Source organism: Azospirillum largimobile (assembly GCF_977007025.2).
Genome location: NZ_CDRMUA020000003.1, coordinates 295074 through 320270 on the forward strand (window position 1 = coordinate 295074; position 25197 = coordinate 320270).

The 25197-nt window shown below is 68.8% G+C and carries 18 protein-coding genes; 7 read left to right on the forward strand and 11 right to left on the reverse strand.

Translation table 11 applies throughout. The features are described from left to right. Positions 1–160 precede the first annotated feature (160 nt). From ACWPKK_RS18985 to ACWPKK_RS19005, 5 genes are all read right to left on the reverse strand, one after another. Positions 161–1333, reverse strand: coding sequence for a Gfo/Idh/MocA family protein (locus ACWPKK_RS18985; RefSeq protein ID WP_452007215.1), 1173 nt, complete (start codon positions 1331–1333; stop codon positions 161–163). After that, positions 1330–2397 (reverse strand): sugar phosphate isomerase/epimerase family protein, encoded by a 1068-nt coding sequence (locus tag ACWPKK_RS18990; RefSeq protein WP_452007217.1) that lies wholly within the window; start codon positions 2395–2397, stop codon positions 1330–1332. Before ACWPKK_RS18990 ends, ACWPKK_RS18985 begins: the two co-directional genes overlap by 4 nt. A gap of 151 nt (positions 2398–2548) precedes the next feature. After that, complete coding sequence (locus ACWPKK_RS18995) at positions 2549–3511, reverse strand: substrate-binding domain-containing protein (RefSeq protein WP_452008205.1); 963 nt, start codon at positions 3509–3511, stop codon at positions 2549–2551. Positions 3512–3567: 56 nt separating this feature from the next. Then, positions 3568–4593, reverse strand: a complete 1026-nt coding sequence (locus ACWPKK_RS19000) for an ABC transporter permease (protein ID WP_452008208.1) — start codon at positions 4591–4593, stop codon at positions 3568–3570. Then, positions 4553–6070: a sugar ABC transporter ATP-binding protein gene (locus ACWPKK_RS19005; RefSeq protein WP_452007219.1), complete on the reverse strand. Its 1518-nt coding sequence runs from the start codon at positions 6068–6070 to the stop codon at positions 4553–4555. Before ACWPKK_RS19005 ends, ACWPKK_RS19000 begins: the two co-directional genes overlap by 41 nt. Before the next feature lie 366 nt (positions 6071–6436). Between ACWPKK_RS19005 and ACWPKK_RS19010 the strand changes: the two genes are divergently transcribed. Next, on the forward strand, positions 6437–7654 hold the full coding sequence (locus tag ACWPKK_RS19010) for an ROK family protein (protein WP_452007221.1): 1218 nt from the start codon (positions 6437–6439) through the stop codon (positions 7652–7654). A gap of 31 nt (positions 7655–7685) precedes the next feature. Here ACWPKK_RS19010 and ACWPKK_RS19015 read toward each other — a convergent pair whose 3' ends face one another. The 3 genes from ACWPKK_RS19015 to ACWPKK_RS19025 all read right to left on the reverse strand — a co-directional run bounded on the left by ACWPKK_RS19015 (position 7686) and on the right by ACWPKK_RS19025 (position 12550). Continuing rightward, positions 7686–9788, reverse strand: coding sequence for a methyl-accepting chemotaxis protein (locus tag ACWPKK_RS19015; RefSeq protein WP_452007223.1), 2103 nt, complete (start codon positions 9786–9788; stop codon positions 7686–7688). Between the two features lie 492 nt (positions 9789–10280). Further along, on the reverse strand, positions 10281–11639 hold the full coding sequence (locus tag ACWPKK_RS19020; protein ID WP_452007225.1) for a DUF5666 domain-containing protein: 1359 nt from the start codon (positions 11637–11639) through the stop codon (positions 10281–10283). Then, the gene (locus tag ACWPKK_RS19025; protein WP_452007227.1) at positions 11636–12550 is read right to left on the reverse strand and encodes a DUF6502 family protein; all 915 of its coding nucleotides are present in this window, start codon (positions 12548–12550) and stop codon (positions 11636–11638) included. The genes ACWPKK_RS19020 and ACWPKK_RS19025 overlap by 4 nt, the downstream gene beginning before the upstream one ends. 299 nt (positions 12551–12849) lie before the next feature. Here ACWPKK_RS19025 and ACWPKK_RS19030 point away from each other — a divergent pair, with 299 nt between their 5' ends. Beyond that, on the forward strand, positions 12850–13551 hold the full coding sequence (locus ACWPKK_RS19030; RefSeq protein WP_452007229.1) for a hypothetical protein: 702 nt from the start codon (positions 12850–12852) through the stop codon (positions 13549–13551). 120 nt (positions 13552–13671) lie between these two features. Here the strand turns inward: ACWPKK_RS19030 and ptsP are convergent, their stop codons facing one another. Beyond that, positions 13672–16248 (reverse strand): phosphoenolpyruvate--protein phosphotransferase, encoded by a 2577-nt coding sequence (ptsP, locus tag ACWPKK_RS19035; protein ID WP_452007231.1) that lies wholly within the window; start codon positions 16246–16248, stop codon positions 13672–13674. Positions 16249–16581: 333 nt separating this feature from the next. Here ptsP and ptsG point away from each other — a divergent pair, with 333 nt between their 5' ends. The 3 genes from ptsG to nagA all read left to right on the forward strand — a co-directional run bounded on the left by ptsG (position 16582) and on the right by nagA (position 20763). Continuing rightward, positions 16582–18378: a PTS glucose transporter subunit IIBC gene (ptsG, locus tag ACWPKK_RS19040; protein ID WP_452007233.1), complete on the forward strand. Its 1797-nt coding sequence runs from the start codon at positions 16582–16584 to the stop codon at positions 18376–18378. 178 nt (positions 18379–18556) lie between these two features. Then, positions 18557–19603 carry an SIS domain-containing protein gene (locus ACWPKK_RS19045; RefSeq protein ID WP_452007235.1) on the forward strand — a complete coding sequence of 349 codons (1047 nt, stop codon included), beginning with the start codon at positions 18557–18559 and terminating at the stop codon, positions 19601–19603. After that, a complete protein-coding gene (gene nagA / locus ACWPKK_RS19050; protein ID WP_452007237.1) occupies positions 19603–20763 on the forward strand; it encodes an N-acetylglucosamine-6-phosphate deacetylase in 1161 nt (386 codons plus the stop codon). Before ACWPKK_RS19045 ends, nagA begins: the two co-directional genes overlap by 1 nt. A 145-nt stretch (positions 20764–20908) precedes the next feature. Here nagA and ACWPKK_RS19055 read toward each other — a convergent pair whose 3' ends face one another. Further along, positions 20909–21577, reverse strand: a complete 669-nt coding sequence (locus tag ACWPKK_RS19055; protein WP_452007239.1) for an HAD-IA family hydrolase — start codon at positions 21575–21577, stop codon at positions 20909–20911. 51 nt (positions 21578–21628) lie between these two features. After that, positions 21629–22387: a GntR family transcriptional regulator gene (locus ACWPKK_RS19060; protein WP_452007241.1), complete on the reverse strand. Its 759-nt coding sequence runs from the start codon at positions 22385–22387 to the stop codon at positions 21629–21631. A gap of 232 nt (positions 22388–22619) precedes the next feature. On the opposite strand from ACWPKK_RS19060, the gene ACWPKK_RS19065 reads away from it, so the two are divergent. Then, positions 22620–23522: an N-acetylmuramic acid 6-phosphate etherase gene (locus ACWPKK_RS19065; RefSeq protein ID WP_452007243.1), complete on the forward strand. Its 903-nt coding sequence runs from the start codon at positions 22620–22622 to the stop codon at positions 23520–23522. A gap of 58 nt (positions 23523–23580) precedes the next feature. Continuing rightward, complete coding sequence (gene nagE, locus ACWPKK_RS19070; protein WP_452007245.1) at positions 23581–25038, forward strand: N-acetylglucosamine-specific PTS transporter subunit IIBC; 1458 nt, start codon at positions 23581–23583, stop codon at positions 25036–25038. Positions 25039–25197: the final 159 nt, after the last annotated feature.

A 25197-nucleotide genomic window follows, 5' to 3' on the forward strand; every position in this document is an offset into this window, starting at 1 on the left:
AGATGCTACGGAAAGGGCAGGTGGCTTGATTGCCTCATCGGAACGGCTTTTGCCGGTTCTGTGCATTGCGCTTGGCCGAACGCAAAAAGCCGGCCCTCATGGAAGAGGACCGGCTTTCTTTGGGGCGATTAAACTCCCTCTCCCGTCCTGGGAGAGGGAACTAGTCAACCAACGAAACCCACGCTGCATTGCGCCGGCTGGACTCCACCGCGCCATGGATGAAGCGCACGCCGCGCACCCCGTCCTCCACCGTCGGCAAGGGCACGTCGGCGGGGGGCGGGCGGCCGTCTAGCCGGGCGGCGATGAGGTCGGCGGCGTCGCGGTAGATCTGGGCGAAACCTTCCAGATAGCCTTCTGGATGGCCGGCGGGGGTGCGGGAGATGGCGCTGGCGGCCGGCAGACTGCCGGCACCGGCGCGCAGCAGGGTGCGGGTCGGCTCACCCAGCGGGGTGAAACGCAGTTCGTTGGGCTGTTCCTGCTGCCATTCCAGGCCGCCCGCCTCGCCGAAGACGCGCAGGCGCAGGCCGTTGGTGGTGCCGGGACAGACCTGGCTCGCCCACAGCATGCCGCGGGCGCCGCCGTCGAAACGCATCATGATGTGGGCGTTGTCGTCCAGCCGCCGGTTGGGCACGAAGGCGGTCAGATCGGCGGCAAGATCGGTGCAGTGCAGGCCGGTCACGAACTCCGCCAGATGGAAGGCGTGGGTGCCAATGTCGCCGATGCAGCCGGCGATGCCGCTCTGCGCCGGGTCGGTGCGCCAGGAGGCCTGCTTCTGGCCGCTGGCCTCCAGATCGGTCGCCAGCCAGTCCTGGGCATATTCGGCCTGCACCACACGGACTTTACCCAGCGTCCCGGCCGCGACCATGGCGCGGGCCTGCCGGATCATCGGGTAGCCGCTGTAATTGTGGGTCAGCACGAAGACGAGGTCGCGGCTGTGCACCAATGCCGCCAGTTCCTCCGCCTCCTCCATCGTGTGGACCAGCGGCTTGTCGCAGATGACGTGAATGCCGGCCTCGAGGAAAGCCTTGGCGGCGGGGTGATGCAGGTGGTTCGGCGTGACGATGGCGACCGCGTCGATGCCATCGGACCGCGCCGCCTCCGCCGCCGCCATCCTGCGAAAGTCGTCGTAACAGCGGTCCGGCGCCAGGAACAGCTCCGCCCCGCTGGCCCGCGCCCGTTCCGGGTTGGAGGACAGGGCGCCGGCGACCAGTTCATAACGGTCGTCGATGCGGGCGGCGATGCGGTGGACCGCGCCGATGAAGGCGCCCTGGCCGCCGCCGACCATGCCCAGCCTCAAGCGCCTGGAGGCCGCGGGTGTTTGGTCCGCGCTCATGATGTCCCTTTCCCCAGACCGAGAATCCGGCGGTTGGCCGCCTCGTCGGTTCCGGCATCGGCGAAATCGTCGAAGGCGCGGTCGGTGACGCGGATGATGTGGTCCTGGATGAAGCGGGCGCCTTCGGCGGCTCCCTGCTCCGGATGCTTGATGCAGCATTCCCATTCCAGCACCGCCCAGCCGTCGAAGCCGTACTGGGTCAACTTGGAGAAGATGCCGCGGAAATCGACCTGCCCGTCGCCCAGCGAGCGGAATCTCCCGGCCCGGTCCTTCCACGGCGCATAGCCGGAATAGACGCCCTGCCAGGGGGTCGGGTTGAACTCCGCATCCTTGACGTGGAACATGCGGATGCGGTCATGGAAGACGTCGATGTAGCGGAGATAGTCCAACTGCTGCAGGACGAAGTGGCTGGGATCGAACAGGATGTTGCAGCGCCTGTGCCCATCCACCCGGTCGAGGAACATCTGGAAGGTGGTGCCGTCGAACAGGTCCTCGCCGGGGTGGATTTCATAGCAGAGGTCGCAGCCGGCCTCGTCGAAGGCGTCGAGGATCGGGCGCCAGCGCCGGCCCAACTCGTCGAAGGCGGTCTCGATCAGGCCCGGTGGACGCTGCGGCCACGGGTAGAGATAGGGCCATGCCAGCGCTCCGGAGAAGGTGGCGTGCGCGGTCAGGCCGAGGTTGGCGGAGGCCTTGGCGGCGAGATGCAGCTGTTCCACCGCCCAGGCCTGCCGCGCGTCGGGCCGGCCATGGACCTCCGCCGGGGCGAAGCCGTCATAGAGCGCGTCGTAGGCGGGGTGGACGGCGACCAGCTGGCCCTGCAGGTGGGTGGACAGCTCGGTCAACTCGACCCCGGCATCGGCGAGCGTGCCCTTGACCTCGTCGCAGTAGGTCTGGCTGGTGGCGGCCTTCTGCAGGTCGAACAGGCGGCGGTCCCAGGTCGGGATCTGCACGCCCTTGAAGCCGAGGCCGGCAGCCCAGCGGGCGATGGCGTCCAGCGAGTTGAACGGCGCGGCGTCGCCCGCGAACTGGGCGAGGAAGATCGCGGGGCCTTTGATAGTCTTCATGGGTTTTGGCTCCCTGATGGGGGCGTGCGGGAAGCCCCCTCCCTAACCCTCCCCCGCTGACGCGGGAGAGGGGACTGCCGCCGCTTCGCAGAAGGCACCCTCTCCCGCACCAGCGGGGAAGGGTCGGGGAGGGGGCAACCGGCGCCGACGCTCAGTACGGCGAATCCGCGAAGTAGAACTCCTTCGCGTTCTCCTTGGTGATCAGCGCCGATGGGATGATGTGGGTCGCCGGCAGCTTGTCGCCCTTCAGGCGGGCTTCGGCGGTCATCTTGATGGCGTCGTAGATGAACTTCGGCGAATAGGACACGTCGGCGTGGAGCAGCGGGTTGGAGCCGTCCATGATGGTCTTCACCATCGTCTTGGAACCCGCACCGCCGAACACTTCCTTGATGTCGGTGCGCTTGGCCTGCTCGATCGCCTTCAGCACGCCGAAGGCCATGTCGTCGTCGGCGGCCCAGATGACGTCGATCTCCTTGAAGCGGGTCAGGAAGTCCTGCGTCACCTTGAAGGCGTCGTCGCGGTTCCAGTTGGCGTATTTGGCGTCCAGGATCTTGATGCCGGGATGCTGCTTCATCACGGCGGTGAAGGCTTCCCACCGCTCGTTGTCGAGCGTGGTCGGGATGCCGCGGAGCGCCACGATGTTGGCCTTGCCGTTGTACTTCTTCGCGATGTATTCGGCCGGGATGCGGCCGAAGGCGGTGTTGTCGCCGGCGATGTAGGCGTCCTGGGCGCTCGGATCGGTCAGGCCGCGGTCGACGACGGTGACGTAGACGCCCTTCTTCTTGGCCTGCAGCACCGGCTGGGTCAGGGCGGCGGATTCGAAGGGGAAGATGACCAGAGAGTCGATCTTGGTCACCGTCACCAGATCCTGAAGCTGGTTCGCCTGCTCCGGCGCGCCGCTGGCGGTCTTGACGGTGATCTTCAGGGTGGGATGGGCCTTTTCCAGCTCCGCCTTCGCCTGATTGGCCCACCAGACGATGCCGCCGGTGAAGCCGTGGGTGGCGGCCGGGATGCTGACGCCCAGCTTCACCGGATCCGCCGCGAAGGCGACGCCGCCGAGGGCGACCGTCGCCGCCATCGCAATGCCGGCGCCCAAGACAAGACGGCCCAACATTGAACGGCGGGAATAACGCGCAACTTCCGACATGACGTTTCTCCTCCTTATCGTTTTTAAGGACGCCGGCGCTGCAGGAAGGCGACGGCGATGATGACGCAGCCCTGGACCGCCGCGTTCAGATAGACGCTGATGATGCTGGTCAGGTTCAGGATGTTGCTGATGACCGACAGCAGCACCGCACCGATCACCGTCCCGGCGATGCGCCCCTCGCCCCCCTTGAAGGAGGTGCCGCCGACGATCACCGCGGCAATCGCTTCCAACTCCCACAGCAGACCGGTGGTGGGGGAGGCGGAGCCCAGGCGCGGCACATACAGCACCGTGGCGATGCCGACGCACACGCCGAGCAGGCCGTAGGTCAGCAGCTTCACCCGGTCGACATCCACCGCGGCGAAGCGGGCCACCTGCTCGTTGGAGCCGATGGCCTGAACATAGCGGCCGAAGGCGGTCCGGTTCAGCAGGACGGCCCCCGCCACCGACACCAGCAGAAACACCCAGACCGGCACCGGAATGCCGAGCAGGCTGCCGTAATAGACCGGGCCGTAGGCCTCCGACAGGTCGTTGTCCAGCGTGATGGCGCCGCCATCCGCCAGCCAGGTCAGGACGGCGCGGAAGATGCCGAGCGTGCCCAGAGTGACGATGAAGGGCTCGATCCGTCCGCGCGTGACCAGATAGCCGTGCGCCAGCCCGAAGCCGCCGCCCAGCAGCAGCGCGAACAGCATGCCGAGCGCCACCACCGCGACCGGCGAAGCGACCGATGCGGCCAGCGCGTTCATCAGCAGGATCATCCCGCCGGCGATCAGCGCCGCCATCGACCCCACCGACAGATCGATGCCGCCGGAGATGATGACGAAGCACATGCCGATGGAGATGATCCCGATGAAGGCCGTGCGGGTCAGCACGTTCATCATGTTGTCCCAGGTCGCGAAATCCGGGTTCAGCGCCGTGCCGACGATCAGCAGCAGCACCAGCCCGATGACCGGGCCGAAGCGGTGCGGATCAAACCGGCGCGCCGGCTTGGCAGTGGACACGGCGCGGGCCTCAGTTGCGGGTGTGGGTGCCGACGTCGGTCCCGCTGGCATCTGTCCCGATGGCATGGGCAATCAACTCCTCTTCGCTGAGCCGGTCGGCGGGCACGGTCGCGGTCACCCGGCGCCCGCGCATCACGATCACCCGGTGGCAGAGCCCGATCAGTTCGATCAGTTCGGATGAGATTACGATCACGCCGCGCCCTTCGGCGGCCAGACGCGCGATCAGGAAATAGATGTCCCGCTTGGCGCCGACATCGACGCCGCGCGTCGGCTCGTCCAGCACGAAGACGCGCGGGTCGGGCTCCAGGAACTTGGCGATGGCCAGCTTCTGCTGGTTGCCGCCGGACAGGGACGATGCCGCCCCTTGCGGATCGCCACGGATGCCGAAGTTGGCCACTGCGTGTTCCAGTGCATTGGCCTCCGACGCCGGCGACAGCAGCGGCTGGGCGTGGTGGCGCAGCGTCATCAGGGTCAGGTTGTCGCGCAACCCCATCTTGACGTGCAGGCCCTTGCCCTTGCGGTCCTCGCTGAGATAGGTCAGGCCGTTGCGCATCGCCTCGCGCGGGGTGCGCAAGGACACCGGGCGGCCTTCGATCTCGATGGTGCCGCCGCTGCGCGGGCGTAGGCCCAGGATGCCTTCGAACAGTTCGGTGCGGCCGGCGCCGACAAGCCCGGCGAAGCCCAGGATCTCGCCGGGAGCGAGGTCGAAGCTGACATCCTCCGCCCAGCCGGGGACGGTCAGTCCGCGCACCGCCATCAGCGGCTTGCCGATGGCCGGGATGTGCTTGTCCGGGAACATGTCGGTCAACTCGCGCCCGACCATCAGCGTCGCCATGCGCTGGCGCGGCGTCTCGGCGGTGGGGGCGCGGGCGACGAAGCGGCCGTCGCGCATGACGATCACCTCGTCGGTGATGCGCTCCACCTCGTCGAGCTTGTGGGAGATGTAGACGATGGTGACGCCGTCTTGCCGCAGCCGGCCGATCAGCTTGAAAAGCCGGTCGCATTCGGATGGTGTCAGGCTGGCCGTCGGCTCGTCCATGATCAGCAGGCGGGCGTTGCGCAGCTGCGCCTTGGCGATTTCCACCAGCTGTTTCTCGGCGACGATCAGATCGCGGACCTTGGTGTCGGGGTCGCGGTCGAAGCCGACCTGACGCAGGGCGTGGGCCGCCTGTTCGCGCATCGCGCGGTCGTCCAGCAGCCAGCCGCGCTTGATCTCGTGGCCGAGGAACATGTTCTGGGCGACGGTGAGGTCGTCGGCAAGGCTGAGTTCCTGGTGGATCAGCACGATCCCGCGCTTCTCGGCGTCGCGGGAGCTTTTGAAGGTCACCGGCTGACCATCGATGCTGAGCGTGCCGGCGGTCGGCGCGTGATAGCCGGAGAGGATCTTCATCAGCGTCGATTTGCCGGCGCCGTTCTCGCCCAGCAAGCCATGCACCCGCCCCGGATGCAGGTCGAAGCCGACGCCGTGCAGCACGCGCACGGCTCCAAATTCCTTGGTGATGCCGTCGAAGGCGACATGCAGGCTCATGGCTCCGCACCCCCTGACGGCCTGTCCACCGGCCGCGTTGTGGCGGGGCGGATGCCGTCCATGACGTTTCTCCCATTGCGGAGCGTGTCGTCCCGGAAGACGCCGCTTCGTCTGTTAAGCGGATGGTAAGCTCGTCGCTTTGGACAGACAATGGACGACTTCGAACATAATTTGGCAAAAGTGGGGTGTGTGTGGTAGGGAGGTGGATGTGGTGGTGTCGGCTCCGAATGCCCCCACCCTGACCCTCCCCCGCTGGGCGGGGGAGGGGATTTGAGCTTTGTCGACGCTCAGCGGCAGTCCCTCCCCCGCTCAGCGGGGGAGGTTAGGTGGGGGTCTAACTCCCCATGTTCAGAAAGGCACACGCCGATGGTTGACTGGCAACGTCTGTCGGACGGCGAGCGCGCCATGCTGGAGCGGCTGTTCTGGTCGGGCGGGCTGTCGCGCGGCGAATTGGCCTCCTCCGTCGACTTCTCCAAAAGCAAGGCCAACCTGGCGATATCCAGCCTGATCGGGCGCGAGCTGATCGAGGAGGGTGGGGTGCAGCCCTCGTCCGGCGGGCGGCGGCCGGAGGTGCTGCGGCTGAGCCACCGCATGGGGGTGTTGGCGGGGATCGACATCGGCGCCACCAGCGTCGATGTGGCTCTGCTCGCGCCGGACATGACGGTGCTGGACCATCGGTCGGAACCGGCCGACGTCCGCGACGGCCCGGCCGTCCTGTTCGCACGCGTGCGAGATCTGCTGCGCGAGGCGCGGGAACGCTGCGGGATCGGTGCCGCGCAGGTGCTGGGGATCGGGGTCGGCGTGCCGGGGCCGGTCGCCTTCGACAGCGGCATGCTGGTCAACCCGCCGCTGCTGCCGGGGTGGGAGAGCTTCTCGATCCGCGATTGTCTGGCGCAGGACTATGCCGCCCCGGTCTTCGTCGACAACGACGTGAACATCATGGCGCTGGGCACCCACTGGCGCCTGCGCGGCCAGCTTCAGAACTTCCTGGTCATCAAGATCGGCACCGGCATCGGCTGCGGCATCATCTGCCACGGCATGGTCTACCGCGGGCGCGACGGTTCGGCCGGCGACGTCGGCCATATCTGCGTCGATCCGCATGGACCGCTCTGCCATTGCGGCAATGCCGGCTGTGTCGAGGCAATGGCGGCCGGCCCGGCCATCGCCCGCATGGCGGAAGAGGCTGCCCGTGCCGGGGAAAGCCCGCGGCTGATGGAGGTGCTGGAGCGCAACGGCGCACTGACCACCGTCGATCTCGGCAATGCCAGCCGGGCGGGCGACGCCGCCGCCAACGCCATCGTCCAGCAGGCCGGCGCCCATATCGGCCGGATGCTGGCCGCTGTGGTCAATTTCTTCAACCCGTCGCACATCTTCATCGGCGGCGGCGTCGCCCGGATCGGCCCGCTTCTGCTAGCCTCGATCCGGCAGAGCGTCTACCAGCGCTCGCTCGCCCTCTCCACCCGGCATCTCGACATCCAGTATGTGCCGGAGGTGGAGAGCGCCGGGGTGATCGGGGCGGCGGTGATGGCGGTGCAGGAAACCATGCTGGCGGGGGCGGGCAGGGAGCGGAGCGGCCGTCCCTGATGCCGTCGCTGGCCCGCCCTGTTGTCTGGTGTTACGCCGCGCGCACCGCGGTGATGAAGGACGTGACCTCGCCGCGCAGGGTTTCCGCCTCGCGGGCAAGGCTGCTGGCGGCGTCCAGCACGTCGGTGGCGGCGGAGCCGGTTTCCAGAACCGCTTGATTGACGCCGACGATGGTGGAGGACACCGAGGTGGTGCCGCGCGCGGCCTCCGTCACGTTGCTGGCGATGTCGCGGGTCGCCGCCCCCTGCTCCTCGATCGCGGCGGCGATGGTGGTGGTGATCTCGCTGATGCGGCCGATGGTCTGGCCGATGCCCTGGATCGCCTCCTGCGCGCCGCCGGTGGCGAGCTGAATCTCCCGCACCTTGGCCTGGATCTCGTCGGTGGCGCGCGCGGTCTGGCTGGCCAGCGCCTTCACCTCGCCGGCGACGACGGCGAAGCCCTTGCCGGCCTCTCCGGCGCGGGCCGCTTCGATGGTGGCGTTCAGCGCCAGCAGGTTGGTCTGGGCGGCGATGGTGTTGATCATCTCCACCACATGGCCGATCTGGTCGGCCGCCTCCACCAGGACGCGCATGGTGGTGTTGGTCTGTTCGGCCTGGGTCACCGCTTCGCCCGAGATGCGGGTGGAGGCGGCGATCTGTCGGCCGATCTCCAGGATGGAGGCCGACAGTTCCTCCGTCGCCGACGCCACCGTCTGGACGTTGGTGGAGGCCTGTTCGGACGCCGCGGCGACGGCGGTCGCCTGCTCGCTGGCCTGGGAGGCCGTGGTGGACATGGCCCCGGCGGTGCCCTGCATCTCGGTGGCGGCCGACGCGACGGTCTCCACGATGTGCATCGCCTTGGCGTCGAAGTCGCGCATCAGCGCTTCCAGATGGGCCGCGCGCTTTTCCTTGGCAGCCTGTTCGCGCGCCTGTTCGGCGGCGAGCCGGTCGGCGGTGATCATGCTGTCGCGGAACACCGTGACGGCCGCGGCCATGCCGCCGATCTCGTCGCTGCGGTCCAGTCCGGGGATCGCCACCGCCATGTCGCGGTCGGCCAGCCGGCGCATCGCGTCGGTCATGGAGCGGATCGGGTCGCTCACCCGGCGCTTGGCGACGATCAGACCGACGATGGTCAGGGCGATGGCGGCCACCACCAGAAGGCCGGCAATGACGGCGTCGCGCGTGGCATGGGCAGCCTGCGCATCGGCACGGGCGACCATCCGGTCCACCGCGGCAAGCGCGGCATCGACGATATAGCCCTGGCTGGTTGTGTCCTGCTGGCGCATCGTGCCGATCTCCACCGGCGACTTGCGTCCTTCGGCGAGCGCGGCGAGCACCGCCTTGCGCTGTTCGACCAGCGGACCTTCGAAATTCACCTTGGCCTTCTCGACCGCGCTGCGGATGGTGTCGGGCGTGTCGGGACGGGCGGCGGATTCCGTCACCAGGGTCCAGGCCTGGGTGGTGCGGCCGATAGCCTCCGCCACCGCCTGCGCGTCGGCCGCGGTCCAGGCCTGGCCGGTGGCGACCGCAGTCTGGATGCGCAGCGCCATGCCGCCGGCATTCAGCCGGGTGTTCCAGGCGGCGCGCTTGATGCCCAGCAGGTGATCGACCATCGGATCGGCCAGCTTCAGAGACGCGTCCAGCAGATCGGTGGCGGCGGTCAGCGCGTCGAGATAGGCGACCGGCGCCGTCGCCCAGGCCGCGGCCACCGACGGATCACGCGCCGACTTGCCCTGCCGGAGGGCATCGTCGACACGTCGACGCAATTCGGCGAGCGTGTCGTGCGTGCTGCGCAGCTTTTCCGTTGCAGCCGGCAGGCCGGGAAGGTCGAGCCCGCCCAGCTTGGCGGCGATGGCGGCGTAGCCGGCCTCCGCCACCTCGCGGTTCGTGGAGATCTGGCGGAGTTCGGTGTCGCCGAGCGATCCTTCGGCCCCGAGCGCCGGTCCGACCAGCCCGCGCTCCAGCCGGATCGCCAGCAGCGTGCGCAGCAACTCTCGACTGGTCTCGCTGAGCGCGGCGACCCTGTCGGCGGTGCGCGTCCGGTTCACCACGTCGATCATCGTGTAGGTGCTGGTGGCGATCAGCAGCAGGCCCAGCGCGGCGACGACAAGGCCAAGCGTGGCGCGGATCGACAGCCGCGGAAGGAGCGTGATCATTGTCAGGTCCTGTCTATGCGAAGAGTTCCGGCCTGTGCGGAGGGAGCGGCCGTAACGCCGGCCGGCATGAGCCCGGGAGGTGTCCCAGTCCGTGCGGCAGTGGGCATTCGACGTGGTCCATGGTTTAAACCAAAGACAATAAAGGAAGCAGAGCGGTCAGCCCGGCTCTACCCTTATTGACAACTGGACAGTTCCTTCCGCCGGGGCATTCCTTCGACGTTGATATACTAGTATGCTAACTCAGAAAATTTTGAGAATGCAGACATATTCAAAATGTGGATCAAAATGCCGCAGCAGGTCCCGCGGAAATTGTCAGTAAAAACTGAACAAATTTCGAATAAAAGAGCTAAGAGCGGGCTTGGCTACCTTGTGATGGTAAGGTGTGCGGGGGTTTTGCGATCAGTGTTTGTGCATCCCTCGACTTCGTTCGGACCAGGTGCTTTCATGAGGCCATCAGCGCAACCCTGATTTGCTGGACTGCGCCGCTGAGCGTCAGTGAAAGCCGCCACTGTGACCACCGGGGCTTCCTCCCGGCCCGGCGCCTGATCCGGGACCATGTCCGCGGGGGCCCCTGCCTGGACCGCCACCGCGGCCGAAGCTGCTGCTGGGTGTGCCAGCCGGTCCCCTGTCCGGTCCGCTGAACCTGCCGCCGGCCGGCGAGGATGCACCGGGTGAAGGTAGGCTGCCGGCGCGCGCCGGGCCGGATGGTGCATCTGCGTCGGTGGCGGAGCGGCCGGGTTCCGGTGTCGGTCCATCCATGCCCGGCCCGCCCGGTGGGCCGTCAGGACGCTGACTTTCACGCGCCAGTCCGGCGGCGCGTGCCGCGGGGTCGGCCCCGGACAGCGACCGCCCGCCCAGGCGTGCGGCACCGAAGGCGCGGCTGCGGCCGAGTCCGCCGCCGGATGTCACCACGCTGTCGATCACCACCCGTGCCGGCGCCGCGCCGCGATCCGCCATGTCCAGCCGGGGGCCGCCGGGGATCGCCGTCTGTCCCGACGAATCCACATAGGTTTCGACCGACAGTGCGCCGACTGCAGAGCCGAAGGGGTTGAAGGGATCCGGATCGACCGACAGCGCCGCGTTGTCGGAGGCATCCGCCGCAGCCGGAACTCCGGCGACGCGGACGAGGCTCCCGACCGGAGGCATGGCAGCGCTCACCCCGCGTCGAAGCGTTACCCCGGCGACGGTGAGAGTAGTGGGTGTGGCCGCATCCAGCCGGCCGCGCAGGATCCAGCCCCGGGCCGGGTCCCAGGGATCGACCCGGCTGGCATCGACGACGCCGTCCGGCCGGCGCAGGCCGGAAACGGCGACCCAACGGCCGGGGGTGAGCGCGGTGGTTCCCTCCGCATCGGCGAGGTCTATGCGCTGCCCCATCACGAGACCGCTGCCCCCCTCCGCCCGCTCCACCGGACCGGCCACGACATAGCGGACCTCCAGCGTGCGTGCGGTGAGCCCGGTCGGCCCGCCGGGGCTCGCCGTCATGGCGACCGCATGGCCGAGCCTGACCTCGCCGGGCTCCGCCGGCCGGCCTTCGATCCGCACCGCCGTGGTGGGCGGCAGATCGACCCGCAGGCCGTTGACCCAGACGCTGCCGAATGCGGTTACCGTGCCGATAATTCCCGTTTTGCCGATACCGGTGCCGCCGATCCCTCGGTCGGTGACCGAAATGCCGGTTCCCCCGATCCCACGGTCCGCCACGCCTCCATCGCGGGAGGAGCCGTCGCGCAGAGGGCCGCAGCCGGCGGCAACCAGCAACAGCGTGAGTACAAGGTTGCGGGCCAGCGTGCCGGCGAGCGTGCCGGCCAGAAATCCGACCGGGCGACGAAGCGGGGGGCTGGCTGGATCGGTCACGACGGAGCCGTTTCCCCGCCTGAATCGGCGGCTTTCAGCGCAGGAGCGGGCGGTTCCGCCTCGTCATAGAGGTAGAGGCCGGCGGTGAAGCGGTGGTTGGCGTCCTCGCGGCCGGCATCCCCGTCGGCAAGGTCGGCGGCCATCCGATTCAACTCCACCAGCATCGCCATGCCCAGCCGGTCCGCCTCCCGGCGCAGGGCGGCGACGGACTCGGGGCTCAGCCGGTCATAAGCCAGCGCCCGTTCCAGGAAGGGCGGTGCGCCGCCGGCCAGATTGTGCCCGGACGCCGCCAGATGGTCGGCAAGGTTGCGGCCATAATAATAGGCGAGCTTGTCCAGGTCGCCGCGCGGCACATGCGCCGCCGCAGCGAGTTCGAGCAGGCCGTCCGGCCGCTCCGCCACCAGTCCGGCATGCAGAAGTTCGTCCAGCAGGACGCGCGGGCGGATGTCCTTGCTGATGCCGGTGACCAGCGTCTCGAAACTGTCCTCGCCATCGGCTGAAGCGGTGCGGGGCAGGGGGCGCGGCCGGCCGCCGGCATCGCGGAAGGCGGATTCGGTCAGCCAGCGGCTCAGCACCTGCGATCCGAACGACGGTGCCGCGGCGGCGGCGGCCTCCGCCGGCGGCGGTGCGTTGCGGATCTGGCTGACGTCCTTGCGGTGGACGCCGGTCAGCAGGGTGATGCGGCTGTCGGTCATCGGCTTCCCCGGCAGCGCGAAGCCTCGCTCCGCCACCTCGACATACACTGACTTCAGCAGGTTCGCCAACATCGGCCAGGATATCCCGAAGCCGATCAGCGTCCGCACCAGCGGCACCAGCAGCCGGCGAACCGCCGTCAGCACCCCCGGCGGGGGAGCCGCCCCGGATAAGCCGGCCCCCTTCGGGCTGTCGGATGCGGGGTTGCGGGTCGGCACGCGCCGGAAACTCCAACAAAGCTTGCGAATGACGAGGGGGATCATGCCCCGGAACAGAGCTGACAATAGCGCGGGTCAGCGGAAAGGGAATTAGCTTTTCACTTGATGTGGGAAATTTTCCCACGCATCATGCCCGCGGTGCACCGCGCTCCGCTCCGGCGCATCGTTCCAGCGCCCCGTGGTGAAGGAGCGGCCGTCCGGCCGTAACCCGCATGAGCCTAGTATCGTTCGACCAGTCTCCCCACCGGGACTCACCGGCTCCATCCTCGGTCCTTCCTTTCCGAACGCGAGCGTCCGACATGGCGTCGTCCACCGCCCGTCACGCGGCCTTGAACCGATCCACCCTGGCCCGTAGCGGCTTGTTTGGAGCGCTGGCGAACCTGCTGGTGGCCGGCAGCGCGCTTTATGCCGGTCCGCTCCAGGTAGCCCTGTGGGACGGCGCGGGGAATGGTGCGCTGCTTGCTCTGGTCGCCGTCGCGCTGGGACTTTTCGCCCTCCATGCCCTGCTGGACTTCGCCCAGATGCGGGAACTGGCGCGGCTGATGCCGTCGGGGGGAGCCGTGGCGTGGCTGGAGCGCGTGTGGGTGCTGGAGGCCGTGTGGGCACCGGTCCATCTGGCGGTCCTGGCCTTGCTGCATCCGCTGTTGGGTGCGCTTGCGATGGCCGGCGTCGCGGCGCTGACGGCGATGATCGCCCTTGGCGCCACCGGACCGGCGAGCCCGATGAAGGGGCGGTCGCAGGTCGGCCGGCTGGTCGGCGGCGACGGCTTCGGCGATGCCGACGCCTTCCTGGCCGGTCTGCGCTTTTGCGAGACGGTCTACCGGGTGCTGATCGTCGGGATGGCCGCCGCACTGCTGATGCGGGGCGACCTGCAGCCCGGCCTGTTCGTCGCCGCGTCGCTGATCGGCATCGCCGCGATGCGCACCGCCTCCCGCGCCGCCGCCCGCTGGCATGGCGGATGTCAGGCGGTGGCCGCCATGCTGATGGCCGGCCGGATCTGATCCGCCTCCACCTGATCCGGGCTGCTCGCAGAGAGGAACCCGCAAAGAGGAAAAGGCCGGTCCGCCCGGAAACGGACGGCCGGCCTTTCGCTTGCGGGCCTCTCGCTTGTCTGGTCGGCGTCAGATCGCTGGCCAGGTCTCCGCCACCAGCCGGCGGACTTCGTCGGCGCTGTCGGTGCCCAGTGCCGCTTCGGCGACGCGGCGGCAGTCCTCCATGCGCAGGGTGCGGATGAAGGCCTTCAGGTCGGCGATCACCGCCGGGGTGGCCGACAGTTCAGTCACGCCCAGCCCGATCAGCAGCGGCGCCGCCATCGGATCGGAGGCGGAGCCGCCGCAGACCGCGACCGTCCGGTCATAGGTCTTGGCCCCCATCACCGCGAGACGGATCAGCCGCAGCACGCCCGGATGCAGGGCGTCGAGCTGGGCCGCCACATGCGGGTTGCCGCGGTCCATCGCCAGCACATACTGGGTCAGGTCGTTGGTGCCGATGGACAGGAAATCGGCCACCGCGCTGATGCGGTCGGCGATCAGCGCCGCGGCCGGCACCTCGATCATCGCGCCAAGTTCGATCGGCTCTGCGCGGCCGAGCCTCTCGCGCTCCTCGTCCACCATCCGGCGCACCGCCAGCAATTCCGACGGCGAGGCGATCATCGGCACCATGATGCGGCAGGCGCCTGCCGGCTTCACCCGCAGGATGGCGCGGATCTGCGCGCGCAGAAGCTCCGGTTCGCGCAAGCCCACGCGGACGCCGCGCAGGCCCAGCACCGGATTCTCCTCCTTGGGCAGCGGCAGATAGGACAGCGGCTTGTCGCCGCCGACATCCAGCGTGCGGATCACCACCGGCCGGCCTTCCAGCGCGTCGGCGATCTGCTGGTACTGCTGATACTGCTCGTCCTCCGTGGGCGCGGACTGGCGTTCCAGGAACAGGAATTCGGTGCGCAGAAGGCCGCAGCCCTCCGCCCCCTCCATCACGGCGCCGGGAGCGTCGCTGACCCGGCCCAGATTGGCGAACACCTCGATCCGCGTGCCGTCGGCCATGCGGCAGTCCTCGCCGGCGGTGCGGCGGTTCTCCTCGCGCCGCGCGGCGCGGGCGGCGACGGCGGTCCGGGTCGTCGCCAGCATGTCCTCCGGCGGGAAGACCAGCAGTTCGCCGCGGTTGCCATCGATAACGACGGGGGCGCCGTCCGGCACCCGCTCCGCCTGCCAGCCGAGCGCCACCACGGTCGGCACGCCGAGCGCCGCCGCCAGGATCACGGCGTGGGAGGTCGGGCCGCCATGCACCATGCCGATGCCGGCCAGCCGCCCCGCCGGGACGCCGGCAAGGTCGGAGGGGAGGATTTCGTCGGCCAGAACGATGCTGCCGGCCGGCAGTTCCGCCAGACCGACGCTCGGCGCCTTGCCGGCCAGCACGGCCAGCACCTGCTGTTCCAAGTCGCGCAGGTCGGCTGCCCGTTCCGCCATGCGCGGGTCGGCCAGCGCCGCCAGCGCATCGGCCTGCAGCCGTGCCGTCCGCTGCCACGCCCATTCCGCGCTCTTGCCGGCGCGGATGTCGGCGAGCGCGCCGTCCAGCAGTTCCGGATCGTCCAGAAGCTCGCGGTGGGCCTGGAAGATGGCGGCGTGTTCCGGCATCCGTTCGGCCGACCGGCCCAGCTCCGTGATCACGCTGTCCAGCGCCCGACGCAGCCGCGGCTCCTCCACCGCCGGTCCGCCGCCCTCTTCCGCCACGCGCACGGCGCTGCGGAAGCGGCGCACGACGGTTCCCACCGCCTGCCCCGGCACGGCGATGGTGCCCTTCAGCAGAACCTCCTCGCCGGGGGCGAAGGGCGGGCCGATCTCCTCCTCCGCCGGTTGGGCCAAAATGGCGGCCGTGGGGGTGGCCAGGCCGGCGGCAGCCGGCGCGGACGCCGCCGCCGCTCCGTCGACGACCGGATCGCCCAGCCCGCCTTCGATCAGCACGGCGATGCTCTCCGCCATGTCCTGGGCGCCGGGGCCCACGGCGCGCACGGTCAGCCGATCGCCCAGCACGGTGCCGAGTCCCATCAGGGCGACGACGCTCTTGGCGTTCGCGCTGCGGTCGCGGCATTGGATGGTGACGGTCCCGGGATAAGCCTTGGTGGCGGCGACCAGGGCCGCGGCTGGCCGGGCATGCAGGCCGTTGGCGATCGGCAGGACAACGCCGCGCTCACCCGTTTCGTCCGAGTCGGGCGCGGCGGCGGCGGAAGCCACGGCATCGGCGCCGCTGCCGCCGTGGATGGTCATCGCCGGCTCGCCGACGGTGATCTCACGGTTGACGGACTGGCCGTCAACGGTGAAGCCGTCATTCACGACGACCATCATGCTGACCAAGCTCTGCGCCCGGCTTCCCACCAGATCCATGTCGAAGCTGATCAGCGGATCGCCGGCCTTCACCGCCTGCCCGTCGCGGACATGGGCGGTGAAGCCTTCGCCGTTCAGCCCGACGGTGTCGACGCCCAGATGCAGCAGCACCTCCGCACCGCTGGCGGCGCGCACGGTACAGGCGTGGCGCGCGCGGTGAATCGACAGCACGACGCCGTCGCAGGGGCTGCGCAATTCGTTCACGGTCGGGTCGATGGCCATGCCGGTGCCGACGAGCCCCTGGGCAAAGGCGGGGTCGGGAACCTCGGCCAGTGGCATGGCCCATCCGGCCAGCGGTGCTGCAAGCGTGATCGCGGTCATGATTGGTTGGTCCTCATTCTTAACGCATCGACCCCAGCGGGCGCCTTCGCGTCGGACGGCCGTCATCGTCTCACGGCTGCCGGATCGTTTGTATGCGCGCAGACGCCGCATAGCCCAAGCGCAATTCCCGCTATAGATTATCGAAACTTCCTGTCTGGAAAAGGCGGAAGCTTACGGCCAATCCGCGCCCGGTCGAGCGCATCCGGGATAAGCCTCAAGCCTTGCCTGACATGCTATGTCGCCTATGTCGTGAAACCTGTCCCACTTGCGGGTTGTATTCCCGTCCGGGGATGACGATGTTGCCGCCGCCGGACAAATTGCGGGAGAGCCGCCATGGCCTTGAACCCCTTTGCGTTTCTACAGAAGATCGGCAAATCGCTGATGCTGCCGGTGGCGGTGCTTCCCGTCGCCGGTCTGCTGCTGGGCATCGGAGCGGCGAACTTCGAATGGATGCCGCCGCTGCTGTCGATGCTGATGAAGAATTCGGGCGACGTGATCTTCGGGAATCTTCCGCTGATCTTCGCCATCGGTGTGGCGCTCGGCTATACCGAGAATGACGGCGTGTCGGCCATCGCCGCCACCATCGGCTATATCGTGATGCTGGCCACGCTGGGCGTGATGACCACGGTCTGGGGGATGGAACCCAAGACCATCATGGGCATCAAGTCCATGGAAACCGGCGTGTTCGGCGGCATCCTGGCCGGCGGTCTTGCGGCGGCAATGTTCAACCGCTTCTACAAGATCGCCCTCCCGGCCTATCTCGGCTTCTTCGCCGGCAAGCGCTTCGTGCCGATCATCACCGCGCTGGCCGCCATCGTGCTGGGCGTCGTTCTGTCGGTGGTCTGGCCGCCGATCCAGGGCGGCATCAACAGCTTCTCGCACTGGGCGGCAGTGAACGATCCGCGGTTGGCCGCGACCATCTACGGCTTCGTCGAACGCCTGCTGATCCCCTTCGGCCTGCATCACATCTGGAACGTGCCCTTCTTCTTCGAGATCGGGTCCTTCCAGAACGCCGACGGCCAGATCGTCCATGGCGACATCGCCCGCTATTTCGCGGGCGACCCGACCGCCGGCATCCTGTCCGGCGCCTTCCTGTTCAAGATGTTCGGCCTGCCGGCCGCGGCCATCGCCATGTGGCATGCCGCCAAGCCGGAGAATCGGGTGCGCGTCGGCGGCATCATGATCTCCGCGGCGCTCACCTCCTTCCTGACGGGCATCACGGAACCGATCGAATTCTCGTTCCTGTTCCTGGCGCCGGTGCTGTACCTGATCCACGCGGTTCTGGCGGCGACCTCGCAGTTCATCATGAACTCGCTGGGCGCCCATATGGGCTTCACCTTCTCCCAGGGCGGCATCGACTTCGTGCTGTTCAACGTGCTCAGCCCCTATTCGCAGAAATGGTGGCTGGTGCTGATCCTGGGGCCGATCTATGCGGCGATCTACTACGTGGTGTTCCGCTACACCATCCGGGCGCTGAACCTGAAGACCCCCGGTCGCGAGGATGCGGCGGAGGGAGCCGCCTCGACCGCAACCGGCAGCGAGCGGGCGCGCGACCTCGTGCTTGCCTTCGGCGGGCGCGGCAACATCTCCAACCTGGACGCCTGCATCACCCGGCTGCGCGTGGTGGTGCAGGACCCGACCCGCGTCGACGAGGGCAAGCTGCGCGGAATGGGCGCCTCCGGCATCCTGCGGGTGCGCGACAGCGTGCAGGCAGTGTTCGGCACTTTGTCGGAGAATCTGAAGACGGAAATGCAGGAGTATCTGCGCAGTGCCGGTCCGGAAGCCGATGGTTCGGCCGCCGTCGCGGCGCCTGTTTCCGCCAAGCCGACCGCCGCTTCGTCCTCTGCCGCTCCGGCCGCACCGCTGCCGACCGACCGCGCCGCCCGCCTCGCCGAGGCGCTGGGCGGTGCCGGCAACATCAAGACGCTCGCCGCCTTCGCCACCACCCGCTTGCGGATCGAACTGACCGATGCCGGCAAGGCGAATGCCGAGGCGCTGAAGAAGGCCGGCGTCCGTGCCGTGATGGGGTTGGGCGCCAACGGCCTCGACCTGATCGTCGGCAACGACGCCGACGCGCTTGCCGGCGCGCTGACCGGCCTGTTGCCGGGCGGGCGCCGCGCCGCCGAATAGCGCGAGTCTCATCTGGTATTCGACTGGTTTCATCATGCGGCGCGGCCTTCCCAGGGCGCGCCGCTTTTCTTTTGCATATTGCGATTGCTGCTGAGATGCGATTCCACCAATGGGCGCTGGCCTCCGCCGCGATAAGGTCTTACATTGGTATCTATACCAGTCAATCGCGAGCGCCGCCATGACAGAGCAGAAGCCGCCCCGAAACCTCCCCCTGATGGCAACCGAGACGGTAGAGGCGCCCGCCGCGGTGGCGCGGCAGATCGAGCGTTGCGGCGCCGGCTTCGCCGAATTGGGGGAGCGGCTGCGCCGTCATCCGCCGCGCTTCGTCGTCACCTGCGCCCGCGGCAGTTCCGACCATGCGTCGGCCTACGGCAAATACCTGATCGAAACGCGCATGGGCCGGGCGGTGGCCTCCATCGGTCCATCCATCGCCTCGGTTTATGGCGGACAGCTGAGCCTGGAGGGCGCGCTGTTCGTCGCCGTCTCGCAGTCCGGCCGCAGCCCCGACCTGTTGCGTCTGGTGGAGTCGGCGAAGGCCGGCGGCGCGCTGGTGGTCGGCTTCGTCAATGCGGAGGACTCGCCGTTGGCCGAGATGTGCGACCATTTCCTGCCGCTGTCGGCGGGTCCGGAGCGTAGCGTCGCCGCGACCAAGTCCTGCATCGCCTCGCTCGCCGCCTATCTGCAGTTGGTCGCCCATTGGCAGGACGATCCGGCTCTGAAATCCACCCTGGCCGCCCTGCCGGAAACGCTCGAGGCGGCGAAGGGGATGGACTGGAAACCGGCGCTGATGCCGCTCGCCGGTGCGCGGAACCTCTATGTGCTGGGGCGCGGCGTCGGCTTCGGGGCCGCGCTGGAGATGGCGCTGAAGTTCAAGGAGACCTGCCGCCTGCATGCGGAGGCCTTCAGCGCCGCGGAAGTCGTCCACGGCCCGCTGGCACTGGTCGGTCCGGGATTCCCCGTGCTGGCCTTGACCCAGTCCGACGCGGCGGAACCGCACACCCGCGCGGTGGTGGACCGCATCGTCGGGCTGGGGGCCGCCGTCGCCACCATGGAAAGCGGCATTGCCGGCACCACGCTGCTGCCCGGCCTGCCGGACCTGGCGCCGGAGGCCGCACCGCTGGCGGCATTGCAGAGCTTCTACGGCGCGGTCTATGAACTGGCGCTGGCCCGCGGCATCGATCCCGACAGCCCGCCCAACCTTGCCAAAGTGACGAAGACCGTCTGATGCGACAGCTCCTGACCGGCGCCCGGATTTTCACGGGCGAGACCATCCTCGACGACCGCAGCCTGCTGGTTGGGGATGGCCGCATTCTCGACATCGTCGCCCCCGGCCGCACTCCGCCAGACATCGACCGGACGGTGGCGCTGGAGGCGGGCGACCTGCTGGCCCCCGGCTTCATCGACATCCAGGTCAATGGCGGCGGCGGCGTGTTGTTCAACGAGCAACCGACGCCAGAGGCGACGCTCGCCATTGCCGCCGCGCACCGGCGCTTCGGCACCACCGGCCTGCTGCCGACCATCATCACCGACACGCCCGAATGCCATCGCGCTGCCGCCGAGGCGGCGGTGACGGCAGTGGCGCAACCCGGCAGCGGCGTGCTGGGCATCCATTTCGAAGGGCCGTTCATCAACCCGCAGCGGGTGGGCGCCCATGACCCGCGCTTCGTCCGTGCGCCGGACGAGGCCGATCTTGACTTCATCGGCGGCCTGCCGGCGCGGATGCCGGGCGGCCGGGTGCTGCTGACCCTGGCGCCGGAATGCGTGGAGGACGCGGCCCTGTCGCGGCTGATGGCGGCCGGGGTGATCCTGTCGGTCGGCCACACGATGGCGAGCGCGGAGCGGGTGGTGGAGGCCTTCGACCTCGGCGTGCGCGGGGTGACGCACCTCTACAACGCCATGCCCGGCATCGCCAATCGCCAGCCCGGTCCGGCCGGTGCGGCGCTGGGCGACGGGCGGCCCTGGTGCGGGCTGATCGCCGACGGGCATCACGTCCATCCGCTGATGATGCGCGCGGCGCTGGCCGCCCGGCCGCGCGGCCGGATGATGCTGGTGACCGACGCCATGCCGCCGACGGGAACCGATGCGGATCACTTCGAACTGAACGGCCGGACCATCTACCGGCGGGATGGCCGGCTGGTGCTGGCGGATGGGACGCTCGCGGGGGCCGATCTCGACATGGCGACGGCGGTGCGCAATGCCGGGACGCTGATCGGCCTGCCGCTGGAGGAGTCGCTGCGGATGGCGTCGCTCTATCCGGCGGAGTTTTTGGGGATGGCGGGCGAGCGGGGGAGGATCGCGCCGGGCTGGCGGACGGATCTGGTGCTGCTGCGGTCGGATCTGACGGTGAAGGGCACCTGGGTGGAGGGGGAGTGGCGGGGGGCTTGAGGTGGGGGAGTGTCGGCTTCGGATACCCCCACCCTAACCCTCCCCCGCTGGGCGGGGGAGGGGATAAGTGCTTGATTGGGAAGGCGGCGGCAGTCCCTCCCCCGCCCAGCGGGGGAGGTTAGGTGGGGGTCTGACGCCCCAAGTATCACCCACCAACCGCCACGATCTCCAACCCATCCTCGTCCACCCGCACCCGCAGCGCCGTCAGATCGGGCAGGCACAGATTCTCGCCCAGTTCATGCGCCGGCAGCGTCGTGGTCAGTGCGATGACCCAGGCGCCGGCGGCGTTGCCGGCCGCCAGTCCGGCCGGGGCGTCTTCGAACACCACGGTCTCGCGCGGGTCGAAGCCCAGCTTCTCGGCGGCGGTGCGGTAGCCTTCGGGGTGGGGCTTGCCCTGGGTGACGTTGTCGGCGCCGATCAGCAGGTCGGGCAGGGGCAGGCCGGCCTGGGCGATCCGCTTTCTCGCCATGTCCTGCGGCGCGGAGGTCACCACCGCCCAGCGATGGCGCGGCAGCGATTGCAGAAGCTCCAGGGCGCCGGGAACGGCACGCACGCCTTCGGTATCGTTGGTGTAGCATTCCTCCACCAGACGCACCTCTTCATCGATGTCGGCACCGGCGGGGGCGAAGCGGCGGACGGTTTCGATGCTGCGGACGCCGTGGCAGACGGCCAGGATGGCGTCGGGGTCCAGATCGTGCCGGGCCGCCCAGCTGCGCCAGGAGCGTTCCACGGGACCCGTGGTGTCGATCAGGGTTCCGTCCATGTCGAACAGGATGGCGCGGACACGGAACGGGGTATCAAGGGCAGGCTTCATCGCGCGCTCTCGTCAGGATTTTTCTGCGTGGGAGGGGATGATCCGCAGGGATCAGGCCAGCGACAGCTCCACGACGAAGTCATAGGCGTCGCCGCGGTAGTGGGAACGGACGAACTCCAGCGGAGTTCCGTTCTCCAGGAAGGTGCGGCGCTCAATGTAAAGGGCGGGGGCGCCGTCGGGAACCCCCAGAAGCGCCGCCTGATCCACCGGCAGGCGAATGGCAGACAAGCGTTGCAGGGCGCGGAAGGGCGGATGGCCGCGCCCACGAAGGGTCTCGTACAGCGATCCCTGCACCAGTTCGGGATCGGGCAGGAAGCTGGCGGGTAGGGCGCTGAGTTCTATGGCGAGCGGCGTTCCATCGGCCAGCCGCAGCCGGTGCAGACGCACCACCTCCGCCCCCGGACGCAGCCCCAGCGCCATCGCTTCTTCCGGAGTCGCCGTTCCGACGGAACGGGTGAGCCAGCGCGAGTCCGGTTTCAGCCCGCGCCCGCCGATGTCCTCGGTGAAGCTGGTCAGCGCCGACAGGCGCTGTTCCACATGAGGGCTGCGGTTGATGAAGGTGCCGGCTCCCTGGCGCTGGTGCAGCAGCCCTTCCGCGATCAGCTCCCGCAAGGCCTTGCGCACGGTGACGCGCGACACGCCGAAGGTTTCCGCCAGCTCGCGCTCGCCGGGCAGGGCATCCTGGTCGGTCAGGCGCCCTTCCACGATCAGCGTCCGCAGATGCCGCGCCAGCTGAAGATAGAGCGGCAGCGGCAGGGCATCCGAAAGGGCGGTCGGGTCGAACGGGGCCGCGGCGGCGGCTGTGGACATCGGTAACCACTCCAATGCTCTGGGACGAACATGATACCACTGAAAGGCCAATGGGCAACAGCCGCAGGGGGATTCCCTGAAAGAGGCAAAGGCAAACAATCAGATTGCGATTGCGGACAGACCGGATTTTGGTATGCTGCACATACAGTCCAATCTAATACCACCGGCGGCCGGCAGGCGGTCGGGAATGGGCCGCCCGCCATGGGCGGCGAGCAGAGCGGGAGCGGCGGGAATGGCGGGCGGCACGGAGGATACGGCGCACCGGTACAGCCGGCTGGACGTCTGGCCGGCCGACGAACTGATGACGGCGCTTTGGGAGGGGCAGACGCGGGCGCTCGCCGCCTGTGCACCCGCCCTGCCGGCCGTCGCCGCCGCCGTGGAGGCCGCGGCGGACCGCCTGTCCGGCGGGCGCGGGCGGCTGGTCTATGCCGGCGCCGGGTCTTCGGCCATGGTCGCGGCACTGGACGGGCTGGATCTGGGGCCGACCTTCGACTGGCCGGCAGAGCGGCTGGTCCTGCTGATCGCAGGCGGGCTCGACCTGTCGCGCGGGCTGACCGGTGCGGCGGAGGATGACGAGGATGCCGGCCGGGGTGAAGCGGCCCGTGTGGGCATCGCCGCGGAGGATGTGGTCGTCGGCCTGTCGGCCAGCGGTGCCAGCGCCTACACCGTCGGCGTTCTCCGCGCCGCGCGGGAGGCGGGCGCCTTGACCATGGCGATCGCCAGCAGCACCGGGTCGCCGCTCTTGGAGGCGGTGGAGCATCCCATCCTGACCCTGACGGGGCCGGAGGTGATCGCGGGGTCCACCCGCCTGGGGGCCGGCACCGCGCAGAAGGTGGTGCTGAACCTGTTTTCGACCGGCGTGATGACCGCGCTCGGCAACGTCTACGACAACCTGATGATCAATGTGCGGCCGGAGAACGCCAAGCTTCGCCGCCGCTGCGCCGCCATGGTCGCGCGCATCGCGGGGGTGGACGAAACAGCGGCCGGTGCGGCGCTGGAGCGGCATGGCGATGTCCGCCGCGCCGTGCTGGGCCTTGCCGGTCTGGACAATGCCGACATCGACCGACTGCTGATCGAGACCGGCGGCAACCTGCGCCGGGCGATGGAACGCGCCGGGCTGACAACGCGAATATGACCAACATGACAGACCCGGCACCCTGAGGCCGGAGTCCGTTTCACTGGGAGACGTCCGAATGTCTGCTGATCGTTTTTCGGGCGACCGTTTTTCGGGCGTCCAGAGGCTCGGGCGGGCGTTGATGCTGCCGATCGCCGTGCTGCCCATCGCCGGGCTGCTGCTGCGCATCGGCCAGCCCGACCTGTTGAACATCGCCTTCATCGCCGCGGCGGGTGACGCCGTCTTCTCCAACCTGGGCGTCCTGTTCGCCGTCGGCATCGCCATCGGCTTCGCCCGCGAGAACCACGGCGCGGCCGGGTTGGCCGGTGCGGTGGGATATTTCGTGGCGGTGAAGGGCGCCGTCGTGCTCAGCGGCGTGCCGCCGGAGCTGGTGGCGAAGATGTCCAGCCGCATCAGCATCCCTGTCGGCATCCTGATCGGCATCATCGCCGGCCAGCTCTATAACCGGTACAAGGACATCAAGCTGCCGGACTATCTCGCCTTCTTCGGCGGACGGCGCTTCGTGCCCATCGTCACCGGTCTGGCGGCGCTGGGGATCGCGCTGATCTTCGGCTATGGCTGGCCCATCGTCGATGCGGGCTTGAGCGCACTGACCACCGGCGTGCTGGGGCTGGGCAAGCTGGGGCTGTTCCTCTACGGCGTGCTGAACCGGGTGCTGATCATCACCGGCCTGCACCACATCATCAACAACATCGCCTGGTTCCTGCTGGGCGATTACCAGGGCGTCACCGGCGACCTGAACCGCTTCTTCAAGGGCGATCCGGCGGCCGGCGCCTTCATGGCCGGCTTCTTCCCGGTGATGATGTTCGGCCTGCCCGCCGCCTGCCTCGCCATGTACCACACGGCCAAGCCGGAGAACCGCGCGGCGGTCGGCGGCGTGCTTTTGTCGATGGCGCTGACCGCCTTCCTGACCGGCGTGACGGAGCCGGTGGAATTCGCCTTCATGTTCCTGGCGCCGGTGCTGTTCGCCGTCCATGCCGTGTTGACCGGCCTGTCGATGGTGCTGATGGACGTGCTGAACGTGAAGCTGGGCTTCGGCTTCTCGGCGGGCCTGTTCGACTACGTGCTGAATTACGGCAAGGCGACCAACCCGATCCTGCTTCTGCCGGTGGGTACGGTCTATTTCGTGGTCTATTACACGCTGTTCCGCTTCGTCATCCGGCGCTTCGACTTGAAGACGCTGGGTCGCGACGATGTCGCCATCCCCGCCGGGCAGGCGGCGCCGGCCGTCCATGCGCCGACACCCGCGGCGGCGGCGAGCGACCGGGCCAGCGCCTATGTCGCGGCACTGGGCGGGACCGGCAATCTGCGTTCGGTCGAGGCCTGCACAACGCGCCTGCGTCTGGCCGTCGCCGATGCTACCCGCATCGACGAGGCGGAACTGAAGCGACTGGGTGCCCGCGGCGTGGTGAAGCCGTCCGCCAACTCCGTCCAGGTCATCGTCGGGCCCATCGCCGACCAGCTGGCCGGGGAGATCCAGGATACGCTGAACATCTCGGCCGGCATGCGGGTTTGAATGGAGTTCGCTGAGCGATCGTTTGAAGCGCGGCAAGGAGCTGCGAAGCCCTTCTCCCCTTGTGGGGCGGGATCGGCCAAACGCCAACGGCGTTTTGCCGACCCGCGGGTTGGGATGAGGGGGGTAAACGGCCGAAGGGCGTGGGAAACATTAGATTTG